This is a genomic window from Pseudarthrobacter sp. PvP090, assembly GCF_040547365.1.
Taxonomy (GTDB): Bacteria; Actinomycetota; Actinomycetes; order Actinomycetales; family Micrococcaceae; genus Arthrobacter.
Window position 1 is genome coordinate 155309 of sequence record NZ_JBEPPO010000012.1, and the last position, 16713, is coordinate 172021.

A 16713-nucleotide genomic window follows, 5' to 3' on the forward strand; every position below is an offset into this window, starting at 1 on the left:
TTCGGCCGGGCCTGCACTCGCGCGGGCATGAGGCGCCCGGCAGTTGCCATGACGATGCAGCCGCTGCCGCCCGCCAGCCATAACGGCGGACGCGCGGCCTAATCGTTGGGACTCGAGTGGGCGTGCGCCTCATCGCGGGCCGCCTTCAACACGCCCTCGTAGTCGGCAATGGTGAGCACGCCGTGATCATCCAGCACGCGCTGAATGCCGGTTACGAGGTCTTCCAGTTCGTAATCCTCAACGCGGTGGTCGTACGTGCGGGGTGAAGGCTTCGTGGCCAAGGCAATATCTCCGAATCATGAACAGAGTGGATATGCAAGCCTAACAACTTCGTAAAGCTTGCGACATAGCCCACACTCTAGCCTCCGGCGACTCCCCCAGTGCCACAGGCGCCGTTCGGGCGATGGGGCGAGTCAGCGTTTAGAGGGTGGCCCTCAACCAGCCAGCAGCGTCGTCGAGGCGGGAGTGGAAGACGTCCGGCCACGGCGGGTTGTGCGTCTCCGGGCCCTCGTAAAGGTCGAACCGGACACGGTCCTTATTGTCGCCTGACTCGATCACGTCCCGGAACGGCTGGTAGTGCTGTTCCATGTGCGAGTAGTCGCGCGTGTTTTGCACATAGTGGACGAAGTTCTGCTGCGGCTGGCTGTAGCGGACCAGTGCAGATGATCGTTCGCCCAGCGGCACGGACCAGTCCACGTCCGGCTTCAGCGACCACACGCCGGCGGGTGCGAGATGAGGCATGACGATTTCGACGTAGCTCCGCTGCGCGCCCATGAGTGTGCCACCGACGAGATAGTTCGCGATGCTCGTCTGGCAACTGAAGGGCAACGCCATGCTGCCAGGGATGTAGGTCGAAATCTGGAGAGCTGCCAGGCCGCCACCGGACGACCCGAGGAAGATGATCCCCTTCGCCCCGACCGCGTCTGCGGCCTCGCACGCCCAATCCGCCAACACCGGGTAAAGGTCAAATCCCGCGGATCCGGTGTACCAGGCCAGCTCCAGATCGTCCCGGAGGCTCAAGGTCGGGTCCGACAGGTACAGTGCGCTGTATCCCGTCTTGAGCATGCTCTTGAGCCACTCAAAACGCGGAATCGAATACTTCCCGCGGTCTGTCGCACCGTGAAGGCTCACAACGAGGATGTCGGAGTCCTTATTGACCAGAAGTGCCTCGAGGGGTAGCCCATCCGGCAGGGTTGCCCTGTATCTGCTGGCCCCGAGCTCCGAAGCGGGGTCGAATTGTTCGACCGTGTCGAGTTCGGTGATGGGAACGTTGATGCCGCCCTGTTCGATTTCATCGACGGGGAGCACCTGGATCGTCTGAGGCATTGACTTATCGTATACGGGCTCACGCGGTGACATCCTCCGTTCTGCCGGAAAGGCCCGCCAGGATGAGAGCCGCGCCCCGCCGCTTCGGGCCGGACTACTCAAGGAAAGCCAAAGGTCCGCGGACCACACTGATCTTCCTGGCTGGCTAGGTAACTGTTCCTGCCGCCGAACGGAGGCGTGTTGCCGCTGCTGGCTGATCGGTGCTTGACGTGGAGGTGGGGTCCGTGACGAAAATAACAGCCAGGGTTCGAGGGATCCTGGTCGGCCTCGCGGTCTCCGCGCTCCTGCTCGCGGGCGTAACGCCCGCGAGCAGGCAGCGGACAAGGTCACCGTCCTGCACGTGTTCGTAGCTGTAGGGCAATCGAACATGTCTGGCCGTGGCCTCCCGAGCGGCACCACAGATAAGCCTGCGGACGCGAGGATATTCCAGTACGGTGCGAAGGTACGCACTTTCCGGCAAGCCACCATCCCGTTGGACATGCTCGACACTGCCAGAGGGATCTCCCCCGCCACGGCCTTTGCCCGCGAGTACCTGAGATACCAGCCCGCCAACGTCGGAGTTCTCATCATTCCGGCGGCGCATGGCGCCACCGCGTTTACCAACAGCGTGGGTGCCCGGACCTGGAATGTAGGCACAGCGTCCGCCCCGGAACTCGATCTCCCCGCGCTGGCACTCACGCAGACACGGCAGGGCGTAGCGGCGGCCGGCGCAGCGGGCTATGCGGTTGGACTCAAGGGCATCCTCTGGCACCAGGGCGAAGGCAACTGGTGGATGTCCACCGCAGCATACGGGGCAAAACTGGATCAGCTCATTGCGTACTTCCGATCGGGGCTGGCTGCCCCCAAGCTCCCGTTTGTGGTGGGCGGCCTGGCGCCGGAGGGAATCGCGGCCAAACTAGGATTGGCCAACGTGGACAAGTCCCATAGGGAAACGCCGGCACGAGTCGCCAGTACCGCGTTCGCCCCTTCTATGGCCGGCGGCGTGTATGACAACGACCCCGTGCACTTCTCCCGGACTGGCGTCGATTTCCTGGGGAAAATGTACGTTATTGGTCTTGCGAAGGCGGCCAAGGTCACCTACGGTCCGATACCAAAGATCAGCGGTACGGCCAAGGCCGAGTCCACCCTTACCGCACTGCCGAGCTATTGGGGTTTGGCCCCGGTCACCCTCTCGTACCAGTGGTACCGCTCCAACATCGCAATCTTCGGCGCCACCGCTGCTTCCTACAAGGTCGGGTCCGGGGATCTGGGCCGCACCATCACGGTGAAGGTCACCGGCTCCAAGTCTGGCTACACCAGCAGCTCTAGGACCTCTGCCGGCACCATTGTGGGGAAGTAGCAGGTACCGTCTCAACGTGGGACGCCTCTGCGAAGATGGCACGGAATCAGCCATAGGGCCAGACTTCGCGGATTCCCGCGTGATGTGAATGGATGGGTTGACCGATACGCCGGGTTCTGTGTTCCCGCGCCGTCGCCAGCACGGGAGTAGCGGCCATCCATCTACGAACGCCGTTGCCGACGCCCTCCAGCAGCCTACCCGGACACTCGGGCGAGCAGCCCTCAAACGTGCCCTGTCTGGCCTTGCTCCGGGTGGGGTTTACCTAGCCTTCCCGGTCACCCGGGAAGCTGGTGGTCTCTTACACCACCGTTTCACCCTTACCTGCCCTGCGGACCGTGCAAGCACGGGCCGCATGCAGGCGGTCTATTCTCTGTGGCACTGGCCTGCGGGTTACCCCGAGTGGGCGTTACCCACCACCCTGCCCTGCGGAGCCCGGACGTTCCTCGAGCCACTTGCGTGACGCGCGGCCGCCTGGTCAACCCATCCGCTGTTCATTCTACGGTCTCCCCCGCCAGCCGACTCCCGCCGGATCCTTTTCGGGCCTCCGGTGGGAGAATTTAGGAAGGAAGTATCCCCCAGGCAAGGAACGATCCCAATGGACTGGACCGCCATCATCATGTGGCTGATCGCTGTGGTTCTGGTGCTCGTGCTGGCCAAGATGGCGATCCAAATCGTGCGGCAGTACGAGCAGGGTGTCCTGTTCCGGCTCGGCCGCGTAATTGGCATCCGGATGCCCGGCCTGCGTTTCATCATCCCGTTCATCGACAAGCTCACCCTCGTCAGCCTGCGGATCGTGACGATGCCGATCCAGTCGCAGGGCATCATCACCCAGGACAACGTCAGCGTCGACATCTCGGCGGTGGCCTACTACCGGGTCATAGACGCCGTGAAGTCCGTCGTGGCAATTGAAAACGTGTCGGCGGCCATCAACCAGATCGCCCAGACCACACTGCGGAAAGTCGTCGGCAGGCACAGCCTGGACCAGACACTCTCGGAAACGGAGCGCATCAACAGCGACATCCGCGAGATCCTCGACGCCCTCACGCTGGAGTGGGGCGTCGAGGTCACGCTGGTGGAGCTCAAGGACATCCAGCTGCCGGAGACCATGAAACGCGCCATGGCCCGCCAGGCCGAGGCCGAGCGTGAGAAGCGGGCCAAGATCATTTCCGCCGAGGGCGAGTCAATCGCCGCCACTGCCTTGGGCGACGCCTCGGACACCATGATGGCCCACCCGCTGGCACTCCAGCTGCGGAACCTGCAGTCCCTGGTGGAAATCGCCGTGGACAAGAACTCGACGGTCGTCTTCCCGGCACCGCTGATGAGCACCATCGGCGAGCTGTCTGCCTTCCTCGCCCGCGAAAACCAGGCAGCCCAGGCGGCCCAGGCTTCGTCCGCCCAGGCTCCACCCTCCGCTCAGCCCCCGCCGGTCAAGGCGGCGTAGGCCGCGGGCACCAACCGGGCGGGCCTCCGGAAGGACGGGCGCCGCTAGGATTGGACGGTGCTGATTCTGTTGCCCCCCTCTGAAGGCAAGACCCCCGCCACGGCCGGCGACGCCGTCGACTGGACCACCCTGAGTTTCCCCGGACTGAACACCTACCGGGCCAAGGTGCTGGAGGGACTCGGAACGGTCAGCGCCCATGAGGACGCCCTGGCGCTCCTGGGCGTCGGCGCCTCGCTGCGGGCCGACGTCGAACGCAACACGCGGCTGCACGCCGAGCCGGCGGCGCCCGCCCACCAGGTCTACTCCGGGGTGCTGTACGACGCGCTGGACTACAACTCCCTCACGCCCACGCAGCGCAGGAAAGCGGAAGAGTGCGTGCTGGTCATTTCCGCGCTCTGGGGTGCCATCCGCTTCGGCGACCGCGTGCCCGCCTACCGGCTGTCGATGGGAACCGCACTGCCCGACGTCGGCCGCCTGGCGTCCTTCTGGAAGCCGCAGCTCACTGCGGCCCTGGCGGCCGCCTCGGAAGGCGAACTGCTGGTGGACTGCCGCTCCAGCACCTACGCCGCCGCGTGGACTCCCCCGCCACCGCAGACCGTCGCCGTGAACGTGTTCACCGAGGTCGACGGCGTCCGGAAGGTGGTCAGCCACTTCGCGAAGCACACCAGGGGCGAACTTGCCCGGCACCTGCTGACCCGCCGGGGCAAGCCGCCGCAGACGCCGGCGCAGCTGCAGAGGGCCGCTGCCGAAAAGTGGACCGCCGAACTGGTTCAGGGCACGGCGCGGAAGCCGCACACCCTCAACCTGATCCTGCCCAACTAGCTCGCAGTTGAGGCCGTTTTGACGGCTCAAAACGGCCGCAGCTGCGAGTCAGTTGGTGGTTAGGCCCACTCGGCGGAGCGGACCAGGATGCAGCCGGAATCCGGGCAGAACACGACGTCGTCCTCGGCCGCGGCCTTGATTTCGGCGAGGTCACCGGGGCTCAGCTGCATGCCCGAGCCCTCGGAGGTTCCGTGGAAGAGGCGGGCCGCGCCGACACCACGCTTGGCCAGGGTCTTCTCGTAAACCGCGAGCAGGCCGGCATCCATCCCCTCGGCGAACTCGGCACGCTTGCCGCGCACCACCGTGGCCTCGGCAGCGATCTCCGCGAGCTGCTCGTCCAGCTCGGAGCGGATGGAGCCGAAGGAGCCCTGGATGTCGTCGACAATCTGCTGCTGGCTGGCCTGGCGCAGGCGGAGCGAATCCAGCCGCTCCAGGACTTCCAGCTCCACGTCCTCGAGGTCGGAGCGGCGCTTGTTCAGGGACACGAGGTCGCGCTGCAGGGCCACGAGGTCCTTGGAGAGGCCGGTGCCGCTGTTGAGCTTCGCCTCGTCGCGTTCAATCCGGGAGGCGACCTGCTCCACGTCCGCTTCGGCGCGCTTGAGCTCCAGTTCGGCGTCGTGGACCGCCACCTTCGCGGCACCCAGTTCGCCGTTGGCCACGCTGAGGGCTGCTTCAAGATCGGTGATCCGGGAGTCGCTTTCAAGGCTTCGGCGGCGGTTGGACAGGGACTTGAGCTTCGCATCAAGTCCCTGCAATTCGAGCAACTTCAACTGTTCCGCCGGTGCTGCCTTGGCCACTATTTACCTCCGCTTGTTCCCTTCCGGCCGGAGCCGGGCACCTGTTCGGCGCTCCCTAGACTCTAGCGCCTAGCGCGCTCCCCGGCCTCGCTACGCTCACCCGGGGCCCCTCGCACGCCAGGCTTAGCCCGGAGTCAGAATGAAGTCCCACGGATCGCTGTTGGTGGTGCTGACCCGGATCTCGACGTCGTGCCCCTGGTCGCTCAGCACATTGCCCAGCGCCTCCGCCGCGGCGGGCAGCCACAGCCACTCGCTGGCGAAGTGGGAAACATCGATCAGGTACGGCCGGTCGTTGACGGCCGCCTCCCGGGCTTCCGACGCCGGATGGTGCCGCAGATCCGCGGTCAGGTACACGTCGGCGTTGCTCGCCCGGACCTCGCCGAAGAGGGAATCCCCGGCGCCGCCGCAGACGGCCACGCGGCGGACCAGCCCGTCCCGGTCCCCGGACACGCGCACCCCGCCGGCGACCGAGGGCAGGATGCCATAGACGCGGGCGGCAAAATCGCCCAGGGTCAGGACCTCCTCCAGGTCACCGACCCGCCCGATCCCTTCTTCCGGCAGCCCGTTCGCTGCCGGGGTCAACGGGGCAACGTTCTGCAGGCCCAGCGCGTCGGCCAGGACATCCGAGACGCCGCCGACGGCCGAATCACCGTTGGTGTGCACCGTCAGCAGGCCGGTCCCGGACTCAATCAGGCGGTGCACGGCCCGGCCCTTGGCGGTGGTCGCCGCGACCGAGGTGACACCCTTGAGCAGCAGCGGATGGTGGGTGATCAGCAGTTCCGCACCGAACTCGATGGCCTCCTCGATCACCTCCAGCGTGGGATCCACGGCGAAGAGGATCCTGCTCACCCCGGCGGAGGGGCGGCCGGCCACGAGGCCCACTTCGTCCCAGTCCTCCGCGAGCGATTCGGGCCAGAGTTCCTCCACGGCCAGCAGGATCATGCCCAGGGTGGGCGTCTCGGCCGCTTCCCCGGATCCGCTGCCGGCGGCGTCGTGTCCTTCGGAAGGGCCGGCTGAAACGTCGGTGTTTACAGGTTCCATACCCCCATTTTTACCCTATCGGCAGGCCTTCCCCGCAGACGCCGGGAATCATCGGGGCCCTTCAACCATTGAAGAGAGCATGAGAACTTTTGTCCTCGGCGGAGGCTGCTTCTGGTGCCTCGACGCCGTCTACCAGAAAACCACGGGTGTCAGCGCTGTCGTTTCGGGCTACACCGGGGGCCATGACCGCAACCCCGACTACTACGCCGTCTGCTCCGGAACCACCGGCCATGCCGAGGTGGTGGCGGTGACGTTCGATGAGGAGGTCGTCCCCGCGGAGGTCATCCTGGACATGTTCTTTGTCCTCCACGACCCCACGACGCTCAACCGCCAGGGCTACGACGTCGGAACGCAGTACCGCTCCTCGATGTTCTATGAGACGACCGAGGAGAAGATCCTCTTCGAGGAGGCGATCGAACGGAACCAGCCCCTCTGGGCGCATCCGATCGTCACGGAGGTCAGCCGGCTGCCGGTGTTCCACCGGGCGGAGGAAATCCACCAGGACTATTACGGCAAGTTCCCGGAACAGGGTTACTGCCAGGTGATCATCAATCCGAAGCTGGCCAAGGCCAGGAAATATTACTCTGCATGGCTTAATGCTTAGCTAGGGCCCGCGGGCCCTCGTTAGGCTGACCTCAGTATCCCCCTCTTCAACAGACAGGCGCAGACACCCATGGCACGGATCTATGACGATGTTACCCAGCTGGTCGGCGGCACCCCGCTGGTCCGGCTCAACCGGCTGGCCGAAGGCCTTGGCGCCACCGTGGCCGTCAAGCTCGAGTTCTACAACCCGGCCAACAGCGTCAAGGACCGCATCGGTGTCGCGATCGTCGACGCCGCGGAGAAGTCCGGTGCGCTCAAGCCCGGCGGCACCATCGTCGAAGGAACGTCCGGCAACACCGGCATCGCCCTGGCCATGGTGGGCGCGGCCCGCGGCTACAAGGTCATCCTGACCATGCCGGAGACCATGTCCACCGAGCGCCGTGTCATGCTGCGCGCCTACGGTGCCGAGATTGTCCTCACTCCCGGTTCGGAGGGCATGCGGGGTGCCGTGGAAAAGGCCCAGGAGATCGTCGCCAACACCGAAAACTCGATCTGGGCCCAGCAGTTCGCCAACGAGGCCAACCCCGAGGTCCACCGCCAGACCACGGCCGAGGAAGTCTGGTCCGACACCGACGGCAAGGTGGATATCTTCGTTGCCGGCGTCGGCACCGGCGGAACCATCACCGGCGTCGGGCAGGTGCTCAAGGAGCGCAAGCCCGAGGTGCAGATCATCGCCGTCGAGCCGAAGGACTCCGCCATCCTCAACGGCGGCGCTCCGGGCCCGCACAAGATCCAGGGCCTCGGCGCGAACTTCATCCCGGAGATCCTGGACACCAACGTCTACGACGAGGTCATCGACGCCACGCTCGAGGACTCGGTCCGCGTGGCCCGCGAACTCGGCGTCAAGGAAGGCATCCTCGGCGGCATCTCCTCCGGCGCGATCGTCTGGGCAGCCCTGGAACTCGCCAAGCGCCCGGAGAACGCCGGTAAGCTGATTGTTGCTGTTGTCTGCGACTTCGGTGAGCGTTACATCTCCACCGTGCTGTACGACGACATCCGCGGCTAAGTCCGGCCTTGTCCCAAGATTTCGTAGAAAGGTCTTTGTGAGCTTTTTCGCAAGACTGAAGGAAGACCTCGACGCCGCCCGGTCACACGACCCGGCGGCTCGGGGTTCTTTCGAGAACTTCTTTGCCTACTCCGGCCTGCACGCGATCTGGTTCCACCGCGTGACGCACCGACTGTGGCAGAACCCGGCGCTGCGCTTCCCGGCCCGGCTGATTTCCCAGCTGGCCCGGTTCCTCACCGGGATCGAGATCCATCCCGGGGCCACGATCGGCCGCCGCTTCTTTATCGACCATGGCATGGGCGTCGTCATCGGTGAGACCGCCGAGATCGGCGAGGACGTCATGATCTACCACGGCGTGACCCTCGGCGGCCGCTCCCTGGCGAAGATCAAGCGCCACCCCACCATCGAGGACCGCGTCGTGATCGGCGCCGGAGCCAAGATCCTGGGCCCCATCACCATTGGCCGGGACAGCGCCGTGGGCGCCAACGCCGTCGTGGTCAAGGACGCGCCGGCCGAATCGATCCTGACGGGCGTGCCGGCCAAATGGCGGCACCGGGACGCACAGCGGGAGACCAAGCCCGCCGTCGACCCGGCCGAATACCTGATCGATTACCACATCTAGACTCAATACCGGATCTGACCGGCGCTTCCTGCCCCCGGACGCGGGACGCTGACGCTACGCGGGGAACCGCTGGTAGATCTTCCAGATCACAACGTCGAAGGCCCGGTCCGGCAGCAGCCTCCGCAGCAGCAGGATGGCCCGGGCGCCCTTGCCCACGGGATAGCGCGTCTTCGGTTTCGGGGATGTCGCGGCATGGACGATGGCGTCGGCAATGACGTCCGGTGGCGTGGACATGCTGGAGCCGACGGTGGACGCCAGCGCCGCGGCCACCACCTTCGCCTGGTCCATGTATGGTCCGCGGCCGGACGTTGCCAGCAGACTGTCGCCGGAGATGGCGCCCCACTCCGACGCGGTTCCCGACGGCTCGATGATGGATACGTCGATGCCGTGGGGCTTGAGTTCGATCCGGAGCGAATCGCTCAGGCCTTCGACGGCGAATTTTGTGGCGTGGTACCAGGCGCCCAGCGGCTCGTACATCTGTCCGCCGATCGAGGATACGTTGATGATCCTCCCCCGCCCGGCGGCGCGCATTCCGGGGAGCACCAGCTGGGTCATCCGCGCCAGTCCGAAGAGATTGACGTCGAACTGCCGCCGCCCCTCGGCCAGCTCCACTTCCTCCAGCGAGCCGTAGGAACCGTAGCCGGCGTTATTCACCAGGACGTCGACCCGGCCGTGGGCGGCAATCACCTGTTCGACGGCGGCGGTCATGGAGTCCTCGTCGGTGACGTCGAGCGCCACGACCGTCACCCCGTGGGCTTTGAGAGGCTCCATTTTCTCGACCCGGCGGGCACCGGCGTACACGGTGAATCCGCGGGCCGCGAGCTTCCACGCGGTCTCGTAACCGATTCCGGTGGAGGCACCGGTGACAAATGCTACGGGCTGGGTCATCTGCTGCACTCCTGGGACGCTGACGGACGGTGGGATGGACTGAAGCCGGGACGGGACCCGGGGAAACGCGAACGGCCGGTGCTCCCAGAGTAACGGGCAGCACCGGCCGGCGGCGTCGGTTGCGGAACTAGTGGGTGTCCACTGCCTCGATTTCGGACTTGTCCTCGCCCCAGAGGGTGTGGAAGGTACCTTCGGCATCGACGCGGCCGTAGGTGTGCGCGCCGAAGAGGTCGCGCTGGCCCTGGATCACGGCGGCCGGGAGGCGCTTGCGGCGCAGGCCGTCGTAGTAGGCCAGCGAGGAGGAGAAGACCGGCACGGGGATGCCGAGCTGGACTGCGGTGGAGACCACGCGGCGCCAGGCCGGGAGGACGTCGGCGATCGCCTTGGTGAACGCCGGGGCGAACAGCAGGTTTGCCGGCTTCTCTTCCGCGGCGTAGGCCTTGGTGATCTCCTTGAGCAGCTCGGCGCGGATGATGCAGCCGCCGCGCCACAGGGAGGCGATCTCGTCCAGCTTCAGGTCCCAGCCGTATTCCTTGGCCGCCGAGGTGAGCATGTCCAGCCCCTGCGCGTAGGAGACCAGCTTGGACGCGTAGAGCGCCTGGCGGACGTCCTCGACGAAGCTCTCGGGGACCTCGACGGCGGCCTCGCCGCCGGCGAGCAGTTCCTGGGCCAGCTTGCGCTGCTCCGCCTGGGAGGACAGAGCGCGGGCGAAGACGGACTCCGCGATGCCCGACGTCGGGGAGCCCAGCTCGAGTGCCGAGATGACGGTCCAGCGGCCGGTGCCCTTCTGGCCGGCGGCGTCCACGACGACGTCGACGAACGGCTTGCCGGTCTTCGCGTCCACGTGGCCGAGGACCTCGGCGGAGATTTCGATCAGGAAGGAGGCGAGGTCGCCCTTGTTCCACTCTTCGAAGATCTTCGCCTGTTCGGCCGGTTCGATCCCCGCGCCGGAGCGCAGCAGGTCGAAGGCCTCGCCGATGACCTGCATGTCGGCGTACTCGATGCCGTTGTGGACCATCTTGACGAAGTGGCCGGCGCCGTCGGTGCCGATCCAGGCGCAGCAAGGCTTGCCGTCGACGTGGGCGGCGATCTTTTCCAGCAGCGGACCCAGGGCGTCGTAGGACTCCTTCGAGCCGCCGGGCATGATCGAGGGGCCGTTGAGGGCACCTTCCTCGCCGCCGGAGACGCCGATGCCGACGAAGTGCAGGTCCTTCTTGGCAAGCGCTGCTTCGCGGCGCCGGGTGTCCTCATAGTGGGAGTTGCCGGCGTCGATGATGATGTCGCCCGGTTCCAGGAGCGGCTCCAGCTGCTCGATCACGGAGTCGACCGGCTTGCCGGCCTTGACCATGATCAGCACGCGGCGCGGCTTCTCCAGGGAATCAACGAGCTCCTGCAGGGTCTCCGTGCGGACAAAGTCGCCGTCCGCGCCGTGCTTTTCCAGCAGGGCATCGGTCTTTTCGACGGACCGGTTGTGCAGGGCAACGGTGAAGCCGTTCCGGGCCAGGTTGCGGGCGAGGTTGGCCCCCATCACCGCAAGGCCGGTGACACCGATGTGTGCTGACATCAAAACTCCAATTCATTTCTGTGCAACGAGTGCAGTACGTCCCGCGCTTGAGGGCGGAACTTTTCTTCTTGGGATCAGTGGCTGTCAATAAACCATATGTATTACCGCCGGTTGCTGGAAAGCAGTGCCCACGTGGCGGAATATGGCGCGTCACAAACAGTCTATGATTTCCGGCGTCCTTTGCGCCTGTCCGGGCCGGAACGCAGGCTTGATCCGCGTCGGCCCCACTATGCTTACGACTATGTCAACCAGCCTCCACCACCGCGCGATTGAGCACCTCGGCACCCGCATCGTCGCGGGCGAGCTCCCTCCCGGCCACATCATGCTGGCCGAGCACCTCGAAGACGAACTCAAAGTGTCCCGTTCGGTGGTCCGCGAGGCGGTGCGTGTGCTGCAGTCGCTGGGACTGGTCGAAACCACCAAGCGGGTGGGCATCCGGGTGCTGCCGGCCAGCCGCTGGAACCCGTTCGACCCCCAGGTGATCCGCTGGCGCCTCGCCGGCGAGGGCCGCGGCGCGCAGCTGCGCTCCCTCGCGGAGCTGCGCACCGCCGTCGAACCCGTGGCCGCCGAACTGGCCGCCACCAACGCGCCGGAGGAGATCCGCCGCGAACTCGTGGAGGTGTCGCACGCGATGCGCGACGCCGGCCGGGCCGGGGACGTGCCGCGGTTCCTGGAGCTGGACATCCACTTCCATTCCCTGCTGCTCACCGGCTCCGGGAACGAGATGTTCGCGAACATGGTGGGCCAGGTCGCCGAGACGCTGACCGGCCGCACGGTGCACGGCCTGATGCCGGACCACCCCCGCGACACGGCGCTGCAGTGGCATGTGGATGTGGCAGAGGCGATCGCCGCCGGGAACCCGGCAGCGGCCCGCGAGGCCTCGGACCGGATCATGCGGGAGACCATCTCGGAGATGGAACCCGAATGGAAGGACCAGCCCAGGGTGTTTGTCCCGGTCCGGCGGCCCTAGCACGGCCTGAAATCCAGGAGCACCTTGCCGGAAACGGACGCGTTCCGGGCGACCTCGAACGCCTCGAGCCCCTGGTCCAGCGGGAACGTATGGGTGACCACCGGGTCCACAAACAGGGACCCGTCCGCGAGGGCGGAGACGACCTCGTCGATTTCGTCGTTGAAGCGGAAAGAACCCAGCAGCTCCAGTTCGCGGGTGATCGCCAGCGAGATCAGGACCGGCTGCGGACCGGAGGGCAGGAGCCCCACCATCACCACCTTGCCGCCGCGGACGGCACCCTGCACCGCGGACGCCAGCCCGTGATGGCTGCCGGAGGACTCGATGACAATGTCTGCCTCCACCGCCGCGATGGCCTCCGCTTCGTCGCCTTTGAGGACCTCGTCCGCGCCCACGGCACGGGCTATCTCCAGCGGCCGTGCGTGCATGTCCACGGCCACGATCCGCTGTGCGCCGGCCCGTTTGAGGACGGCCACCGCCAACGCTCCGATGGGGCCGCAGCCGATCACGAGTGCCGTCTTGCCCGCCACATCGCCGGCACGCGAGACCGCGTGCCACGCGACGCTGGCCGGTTCCACCAGCGCGGCGGTCCGCAGTTCCAGGCCCCCGGGCAGGGGACGGAGCATCCTGGCCGGAAGAGTGGCGTACCGGCTGAAGGCCCCGTCGGTGTGCGGGAAACGTGCGGCGCTGCCCAGGTAGGTGCAGCCCGGGGAAAGGTTCGGGCGGTCCGCGGGGTACTGTGCGGCGCCCGGGCCGGGCGTGGCCGGATGCACCGCGACGGCCGTGCCCTGCTCCGGCCCGGTGCCGTCGCCGGCAGCCACGAGCACCGTTCCCACTATCTCGTGGCCCAGGATCATGGGCTGCCGGAGGACCGATTCCCCCGCTGCGCCGTGGATCCAGTAGTGCAGGTCAGAGCCGCAGATGCCGCCGAAGGCCACTTCGACCACTGCTTCATCGGGGGCCGGTGCGGACAGGGGAACGTCCTCAATGCGGAGGTCACCCGCCGCATGGGCCACCACGGCGGCCGATGTTGCCGGCAGTTCCGGGACGCCGCGCATCAGACCACCACCGTCATTCCGCCGTCGATGAAGATGGTCTGGCCGTTGACGAAATCCGAGCCGTCGGACGCGAGCCACACTGCCGGGCCGGCCAGGTCCTGCACCTTCCCCCACCGGTGCGCCGGGGTCCGGCCCAGGATCCAGGCGTTGAACTCCTCATCGTCCACGAGGTTCTGCGTCATTTCGGTGTGGATGTAGCCGGGTGCAAGGCCGTTGATCTGCAGGCCGGACCCGGCCCATTCCGCCGTCATGGCCCGGGTCAGGTTCCGGAGTCCGCCCTTGGCCGCAATGTAGGGGGCAATGGTGGGCCGGGCGAGGTCCGTTTGAACCGAGCAGATGTTGATGATCTTGCCCCGGCCGCGGGGAATCATGTGGCGTGCGGCCGCCCGCCCGACGAGGAACGCGCTGGTCAGGTCCGTCGAGATCACCCGCTCCCAGTCGGCGACGTCCAGTTCCAGCATCGGGACACGGTGCTGGATCCCGGCGTTGTTGACCAGGATCCCCAGCGGCCCGACGTTCTCTTCCACCCAGGCCACGCCTGCGGCCGCGTCGGCGTCGTCCGTGACGTCGAAAGCGCAGCTGTGGACGCGTCCGGGCGGGTAGTCTGCGGCCATGGCGGCTTCCGCGGCCTTGAGGCGCTCGGGGTTGATGCCGTTGAGCACCACCGTGGCCCCGGCGTCGGCAAGCGCCCGGGCCAGGGCATTGCCAATCCCCCGGCTGGAGCCGGTGACCAGTGCGGTCCGGCCCGTCAGGTCAAAAAGTCCACTCATGGTTCGCTGATCCTCACTTTGTCTTGTCTGCTGTGTTGTCGCTGAGATTCGAGATGGCCTGGCGGACGACGGCGAGGTCCTGGTCTCCCAGCCCCTGGCGCAACAGTGCCGCATACAGCTCGACGCCGGCCGCCGCCATCGGCACCGCGGAGTTGACGGCGGCGGCGCTTTCCAGCACAAAGGAGAGATCCTTGTGCATAAACTTAGCGGGGCCGGTGGGCTGGTAGTTCTTGGCGGCGATCCGCGGCCCCACGTTGTCCAGGACGCGGCTGCCGGCCAGGCCGCCCGCGAGCACCTCGTACAGCGCGGCGACGTCCAGGCCGGAGCGTTCGGCGAGCTCTGCGGCCTCGGCGAGCGCCGCCGTCGTGGTTCCGACGATGAGCTGGTTGCACGCCTTGGCCAGCGATCCCGCCCCCAGCGGTCCGAGCCTGCGCACCGTGCTCCCCATGGCACCGAAAAGGGGCCGGAGCCGCTCGAAGTCCTCGTCGCTGGCGCCCGCCATGATGGCCAGGGTCCCGTCCACGGCGCCTTGGGTGCCCCCGCTGACGGGAGCATCGACGACGACGGCGTTGCCGCCGCTCGCCCGGGCCACCCGCGCACCGAACGCCTGCACCGCGGCGGGCGAGACGCTGCTCATAACCACCACGGCCGTACCGGCGGCCGGCGGAGTCTCGGTCCAGGCCGCAAGGAGTCCCGCAGCGGCGTCCTCGATGTAGGACAGATCCGGAAGCATAAAGATGATGACCGGGGTGTCGCGGAGTTCTTCCACCCCGGCAACGCGCGCGCCGCCGAGCGCTGCGGAGTGTTCAAGGGCCGCCGGGGACCGGTTCCAGGCGGTGACGGCCCACCCCGCGCTAAGGAGGTTTGCCGCCATCGGCGCCCCCATCAGGCCGAGGCCCACAAAGCCCGCTTCCTTACGGTTCCATTCCATGCTGTCTCACTTCGTCGTGGATTACTCTCCGAAATCTGTTCAGTATCCTAGCCTCCATTCAGTATGATGAACACTATGACGCCTAAAACCACCGTCGCGATCGCCGTCCCGCTCGAAGCAGAGCTTGTGGAGCGCATCCGCGCAGTAGATCCTTCCGTTACCGTCCTCTACGAACCGGGGCTGCTGCCGCCGGAACGCTTTCCGGCAGACCACTCCGGGGATCCGGACTTCCGCCGGACCCCGGAACAGGAGGAACGCTACTGGGACATGCTCGACAGGGCGCAGGTCCTGTACGGGTTCCCGAACGAGAGCCCGGCGGGCCTGGCACGGATTGCCCGCAGCAACCCCCGCCTCGAGTGGATCCATGCCATGGCGGCCGGCGCCGGCGGAGCCGTCAAGGCATCGGGGCTGGATGCCGGGACACTGCAGAAGTTCAAGGTCACCACGTCTGCCGGTGTCCACGCCCTGCCGCTCGCCGAGTTCGCCGCCCTCGGCATCCTCAACGGCTTCAAGCGCAGCGCGGAACTGGCCCAGGACCAGGCGGCCCGGGTCTGGCCCGAGTTGCGCACCCCCACCCGGCTGGTGAACGGCTCCCACCTGGTGGTCACCGGGCTCGGCGAGATCGGGCTGGAGACAGCCAGGATCGCCCGTGCCCTGGGAATGACCGTGAGCGGCACCAAGCGGACCATTGAGCCCATCGAAGGCATCCAGGAGGTCGCGGGCAACGACGGCCTCGCCGGTCTGCTGGCCACGGCGGACGCTGTCGTCAACACCCTTCCCGGCACGCCATACACCGAGAGGCTCTTCAGCCGCGACGTTTTTGCGGCGATGAAGCCCGGAACGGTCATGGTGAACGTGGGCCGTGGAACCGTCGTGGACGAGGACGCGTTGCTGGAAGCACTGGACAACGGCCAGGTTTCGTATGCGTGCCTTGACGTGTTCGCCGTCGAGCCGCTTCCGCAGGACAGCCCGCTGTGGCACCACCCCCGCGTGATGGTGTCCCCGCACACCTCGGCCCTCAGCGCGGCAGAGAACCGGCTGATTACGGAACGCTTCTGCAGCAACCTGCGGACCTTCCTCGACGGCGGCGAGCTCCCCCACATCGTCGACACGGTCCATTTCTACTAGGCCCCGACAGGTCCCTCGGCCCCGGCCCCCCAGCCCCGGTCCGCAGCGCAGACACGAAAGCGGCCCCTCCGGCATCGGAGGGGCCGCTTTCGCGTCAGCGTGCGGCTGGCTTGGCGACGCGGTTCGTTCCCTGCGACGCGCTACATGGCCCGCGATTCGCAGCTTGCCTGGCGCCGCGGTAGTCGCGCGTCGCCAGGTATTCCGCACGTCGCCAGGCTTCCTCCGTGTCTCTGGCACTTCCCCGTGATGCACACACTCCCGTGGACGAAGGAAGGCCGTGGCCCCACCAGCGCGGGGGGGCCCCCGCCGTGGTCCCGCCCCGCGGGCCAGAACCAGGAGCGACGAGCAGGCGGCCACCCGCAAGAGGCGGGCGCGGCCCACGGTCTCGGGCGGGCACAACGGCGGGACCA

The 16713-nt window shown here is 66.9% G+C and carries 17 protein-coding genes and 1 other RNA gene; 8 read left to right on the plus strand and 10 right to left on the minus strand.

Annotation, left to right across the window (positions count from 1 at the left end):
- Positions 1–98: 98 nt before the first annotated feature.
- Both ABIC21_RS15170 and ABIC21_RS15175 read right to left on the minus strand, forming a co-directional pair.
- Positions 99–281 carry a hypothetical protein gene (locus ABIC21_RS15170; protein ID WP_354351213.1) on the minus strand — a complete coding sequence of 61 codons (183 nt, stop codon included), beginning with the start codon at positions 279–281 and terminating at the stop codon, positions 99–101.
- A 139-nt stretch (positions 282–420) separates the two neighbouring features.
- Positions 421–1326, minus strand: coding sequence for a hypothetical protein (locus tag ABIC21_RS15175; protein WP_354351214.1), 906 nt, complete (start codon positions 1324–1326; stop codon positions 421–423).
- Between the two features lie 340 nt (positions 1327–1666).
- Here ABIC21_RS15175 and ABIC21_RS15180 point away from each other — a divergent pair, with 340 nt between their 5' ends.
- Entirely contained in the window at positions 1667–2665 is a 999-nt protein-coding gene (locus ABIC21_RS15180) for a sialate O-acetylesterase (protein ID WP_354351215.1), read from the plus strand.
- Positions 2666–2754: 89 nt separating this feature from the next.
- Here the strand turns inward: ABIC21_RS15180 and rnpB are convergent.
- Positions 2755–3148, minus strand: an RNA gene (rnpB, locus tag ABIC21_RS15185) — RNase P RNA component class A.
- Between the two features lie 112 nt (positions 3149–3260).
- On the opposite strand from rnpB, the gene ABIC21_RS15190 reads away from it, so the two are divergent.
- Positions 3261–4106: a slipin family protein gene (locus ABIC21_RS15190; protein ID WP_354351216.1), complete on the plus strand. Its 846-nt coding sequence runs from the start codon at positions 3261–3263 to the stop codon at positions 4104–4106.
- A gap of 57 nt (positions 4107–4163) precedes the next feature.
- Positions 4164–4928: a YaaA family protein gene (locus tag ABIC21_RS15195; protein WP_354351217.1), complete on the plus strand. Its 765-nt coding sequence runs from the start codon at positions 4164–4166 to the stop codon at positions 4926–4928.
- Between the two features lie 59 nt (positions 4929–4987).
- Here ABIC21_RS15195 and ABIC21_RS15200 read toward each other — a convergent pair whose 3' ends face one another.
- Together ABIC21_RS15200 and ABIC21_RS15205 are read right to left on the minus strand one after the other, a co-directional pair.
- Positions 4988–5725 carry a zinc ribbon domain-containing protein gene (locus tag ABIC21_RS15200; RefSeq protein WP_354351218.1) on the minus strand — a complete coding sequence of 246 codons (738 nt, stop codon included), beginning with the start codon at positions 5723–5725 and terminating at the stop codon, positions 4988–4990.
- Positions 5726–5848: 123 nt separating this feature from the next.
- Positions 5849–6766, minus strand: a complete 918-nt coding sequence (locus ABIC21_RS15205; protein ID WP_354351219.1) for a Nif3-like dinuclear metal center hexameric protein — start codon at positions 6764–6766, stop codon at positions 5849–5851.
- Between the two features lie 79 nt (positions 6767–6845).
- On the opposite strand from ABIC21_RS15205, the gene msrA reads away from it, so the two are divergent.
- From msrA to epsC, 3 genes are all read left to right on the plus strand, one after another.
- On the plus strand, positions 6846–7370 hold the full coding sequence (gene msrA, locus ABIC21_RS15210; RefSeq protein WP_354351220.1) for a peptide-methionine (S)-S-oxide reductase MsrA: 525 nt from the start codon (positions 6846–6848) through the stop codon (positions 7368–7370).
- A gap of 69 nt (positions 7371–7439) precedes the next feature.
- Positions 7440–8375 carry a cysteine synthase A gene (gene cysK, locus ABIC21_RS15215; RefSeq protein WP_354351221.1) on the plus strand — a complete coding sequence of 312 codons (936 nt, stop codon included), beginning with the start codon at positions 7440–7442 and terminating at the stop codon, positions 8373–8375.
- A 37-nt stretch (positions 8376–8412) separates the two neighbouring features.
- Entirely contained in the window at positions 8413–8997 is a 585-nt protein-coding gene (gene epsC / locus ABIC21_RS15220; protein WP_354351222.1) for a serine O-acetyltransferase EpsC, read from the plus strand.
- A 54-nt stretch (positions 8998–9051) separates the two neighbouring features.
- On the opposite strand, the gene ABIC21_RS15225 is transcribed toward epsC, so the two are convergent.
- Both ABIC21_RS15225 and gnd read right to left on the minus strand, forming a co-directional pair.
- Entirely contained in the window at positions 9052–9885 is an 834-nt protein-coding gene (locus ABIC21_RS15225) for an oxidoreductase (protein ID WP_354351223.1), read from the minus strand.
- Between the two features lie 127 nt (positions 9886–10012).
- On the minus strand, positions 10013–11449 hold the full coding sequence (gnd, locus tag ABIC21_RS15230) for an NADP-dependent phosphogluconate dehydrogenase (RefSeq protein WP_354351224.1): 1437 nt from the start codon (positions 11447–11449) through the stop codon (positions 10013–10015).
- 241 nt (positions 11450–11690) lie between these two features.
- Between gnd and ABIC21_RS15235 the strand changes: the two genes are divergently transcribed.
- Complete coding sequence (locus tag ABIC21_RS15235) at positions 11691–12419, plus strand: FadR/GntR family transcriptional regulator (RefSeq protein ID WP_354351225.1); 729 nt, start codon at positions 11691–11693, stop codon at positions 12417–12419.
- Here the strand turns inward: ABIC21_RS15235 and ABIC21_RS15240 are convergent.
- The 3 genes from ABIC21_RS15240 to ABIC21_RS15250 are packed head-to-tail and all read right to left on the minus strand — an operon-like array spanning position 12416 to position 15175.
- The gene (locus tag ABIC21_RS15240) at positions 12416–13474 is read right to left on the minus strand and encodes an L-idonate 5-dehydrogenase (protein WP_354351226.1); all 1059 of its coding nucleotides are present in this window, start codon (positions 13472–13474) and stop codon (positions 12416–12418) included. The genes ABIC21_RS15235 and ABIC21_RS15240 overlap by 4 nt on opposite strands.
- Positions 13474–14244 carry an SDR family oxidoreductase gene (locus ABIC21_RS15245; RefSeq protein ID WP_354351227.1) on the minus strand — a complete coding sequence of 257 codons (771 nt, stop codon included), beginning with the start codon at positions 14242–14244 and terminating at the stop codon, positions 13474–13476. Before ABIC21_RS15245 ends, ABIC21_RS15240 begins: the two co-directional genes overlap by 1 nt.
- A gap of 13 nt (positions 14245–14257) precedes the next feature.
- The gene (locus tag ABIC21_RS15250; RefSeq protein WP_354351228.1) at positions 14258–15175 is read right to left on the minus strand and encodes an NAD(P)-dependent oxidoreductase; all 918 of its coding nucleotides are present in this window, start codon (positions 15173–15175) and stop codon (positions 14258–14260) included.
- A 63-nt stretch (positions 15176–15238) separates the two neighbouring features.
- Between ABIC21_RS15250 and ABIC21_RS15255 the strand changes: the two genes are divergently transcribed.
- Positions 15239–16303, plus strand: a complete 1065-nt coding sequence (locus tag ABIC21_RS15255) for a D-2-hydroxyacid dehydrogenase (RefSeq protein ID WP_354351229.1) — start codon at positions 15239–15241, stop codon at positions 16301–16303.
- Positions 16304–16713: the final 410 nt, after the last annotated feature.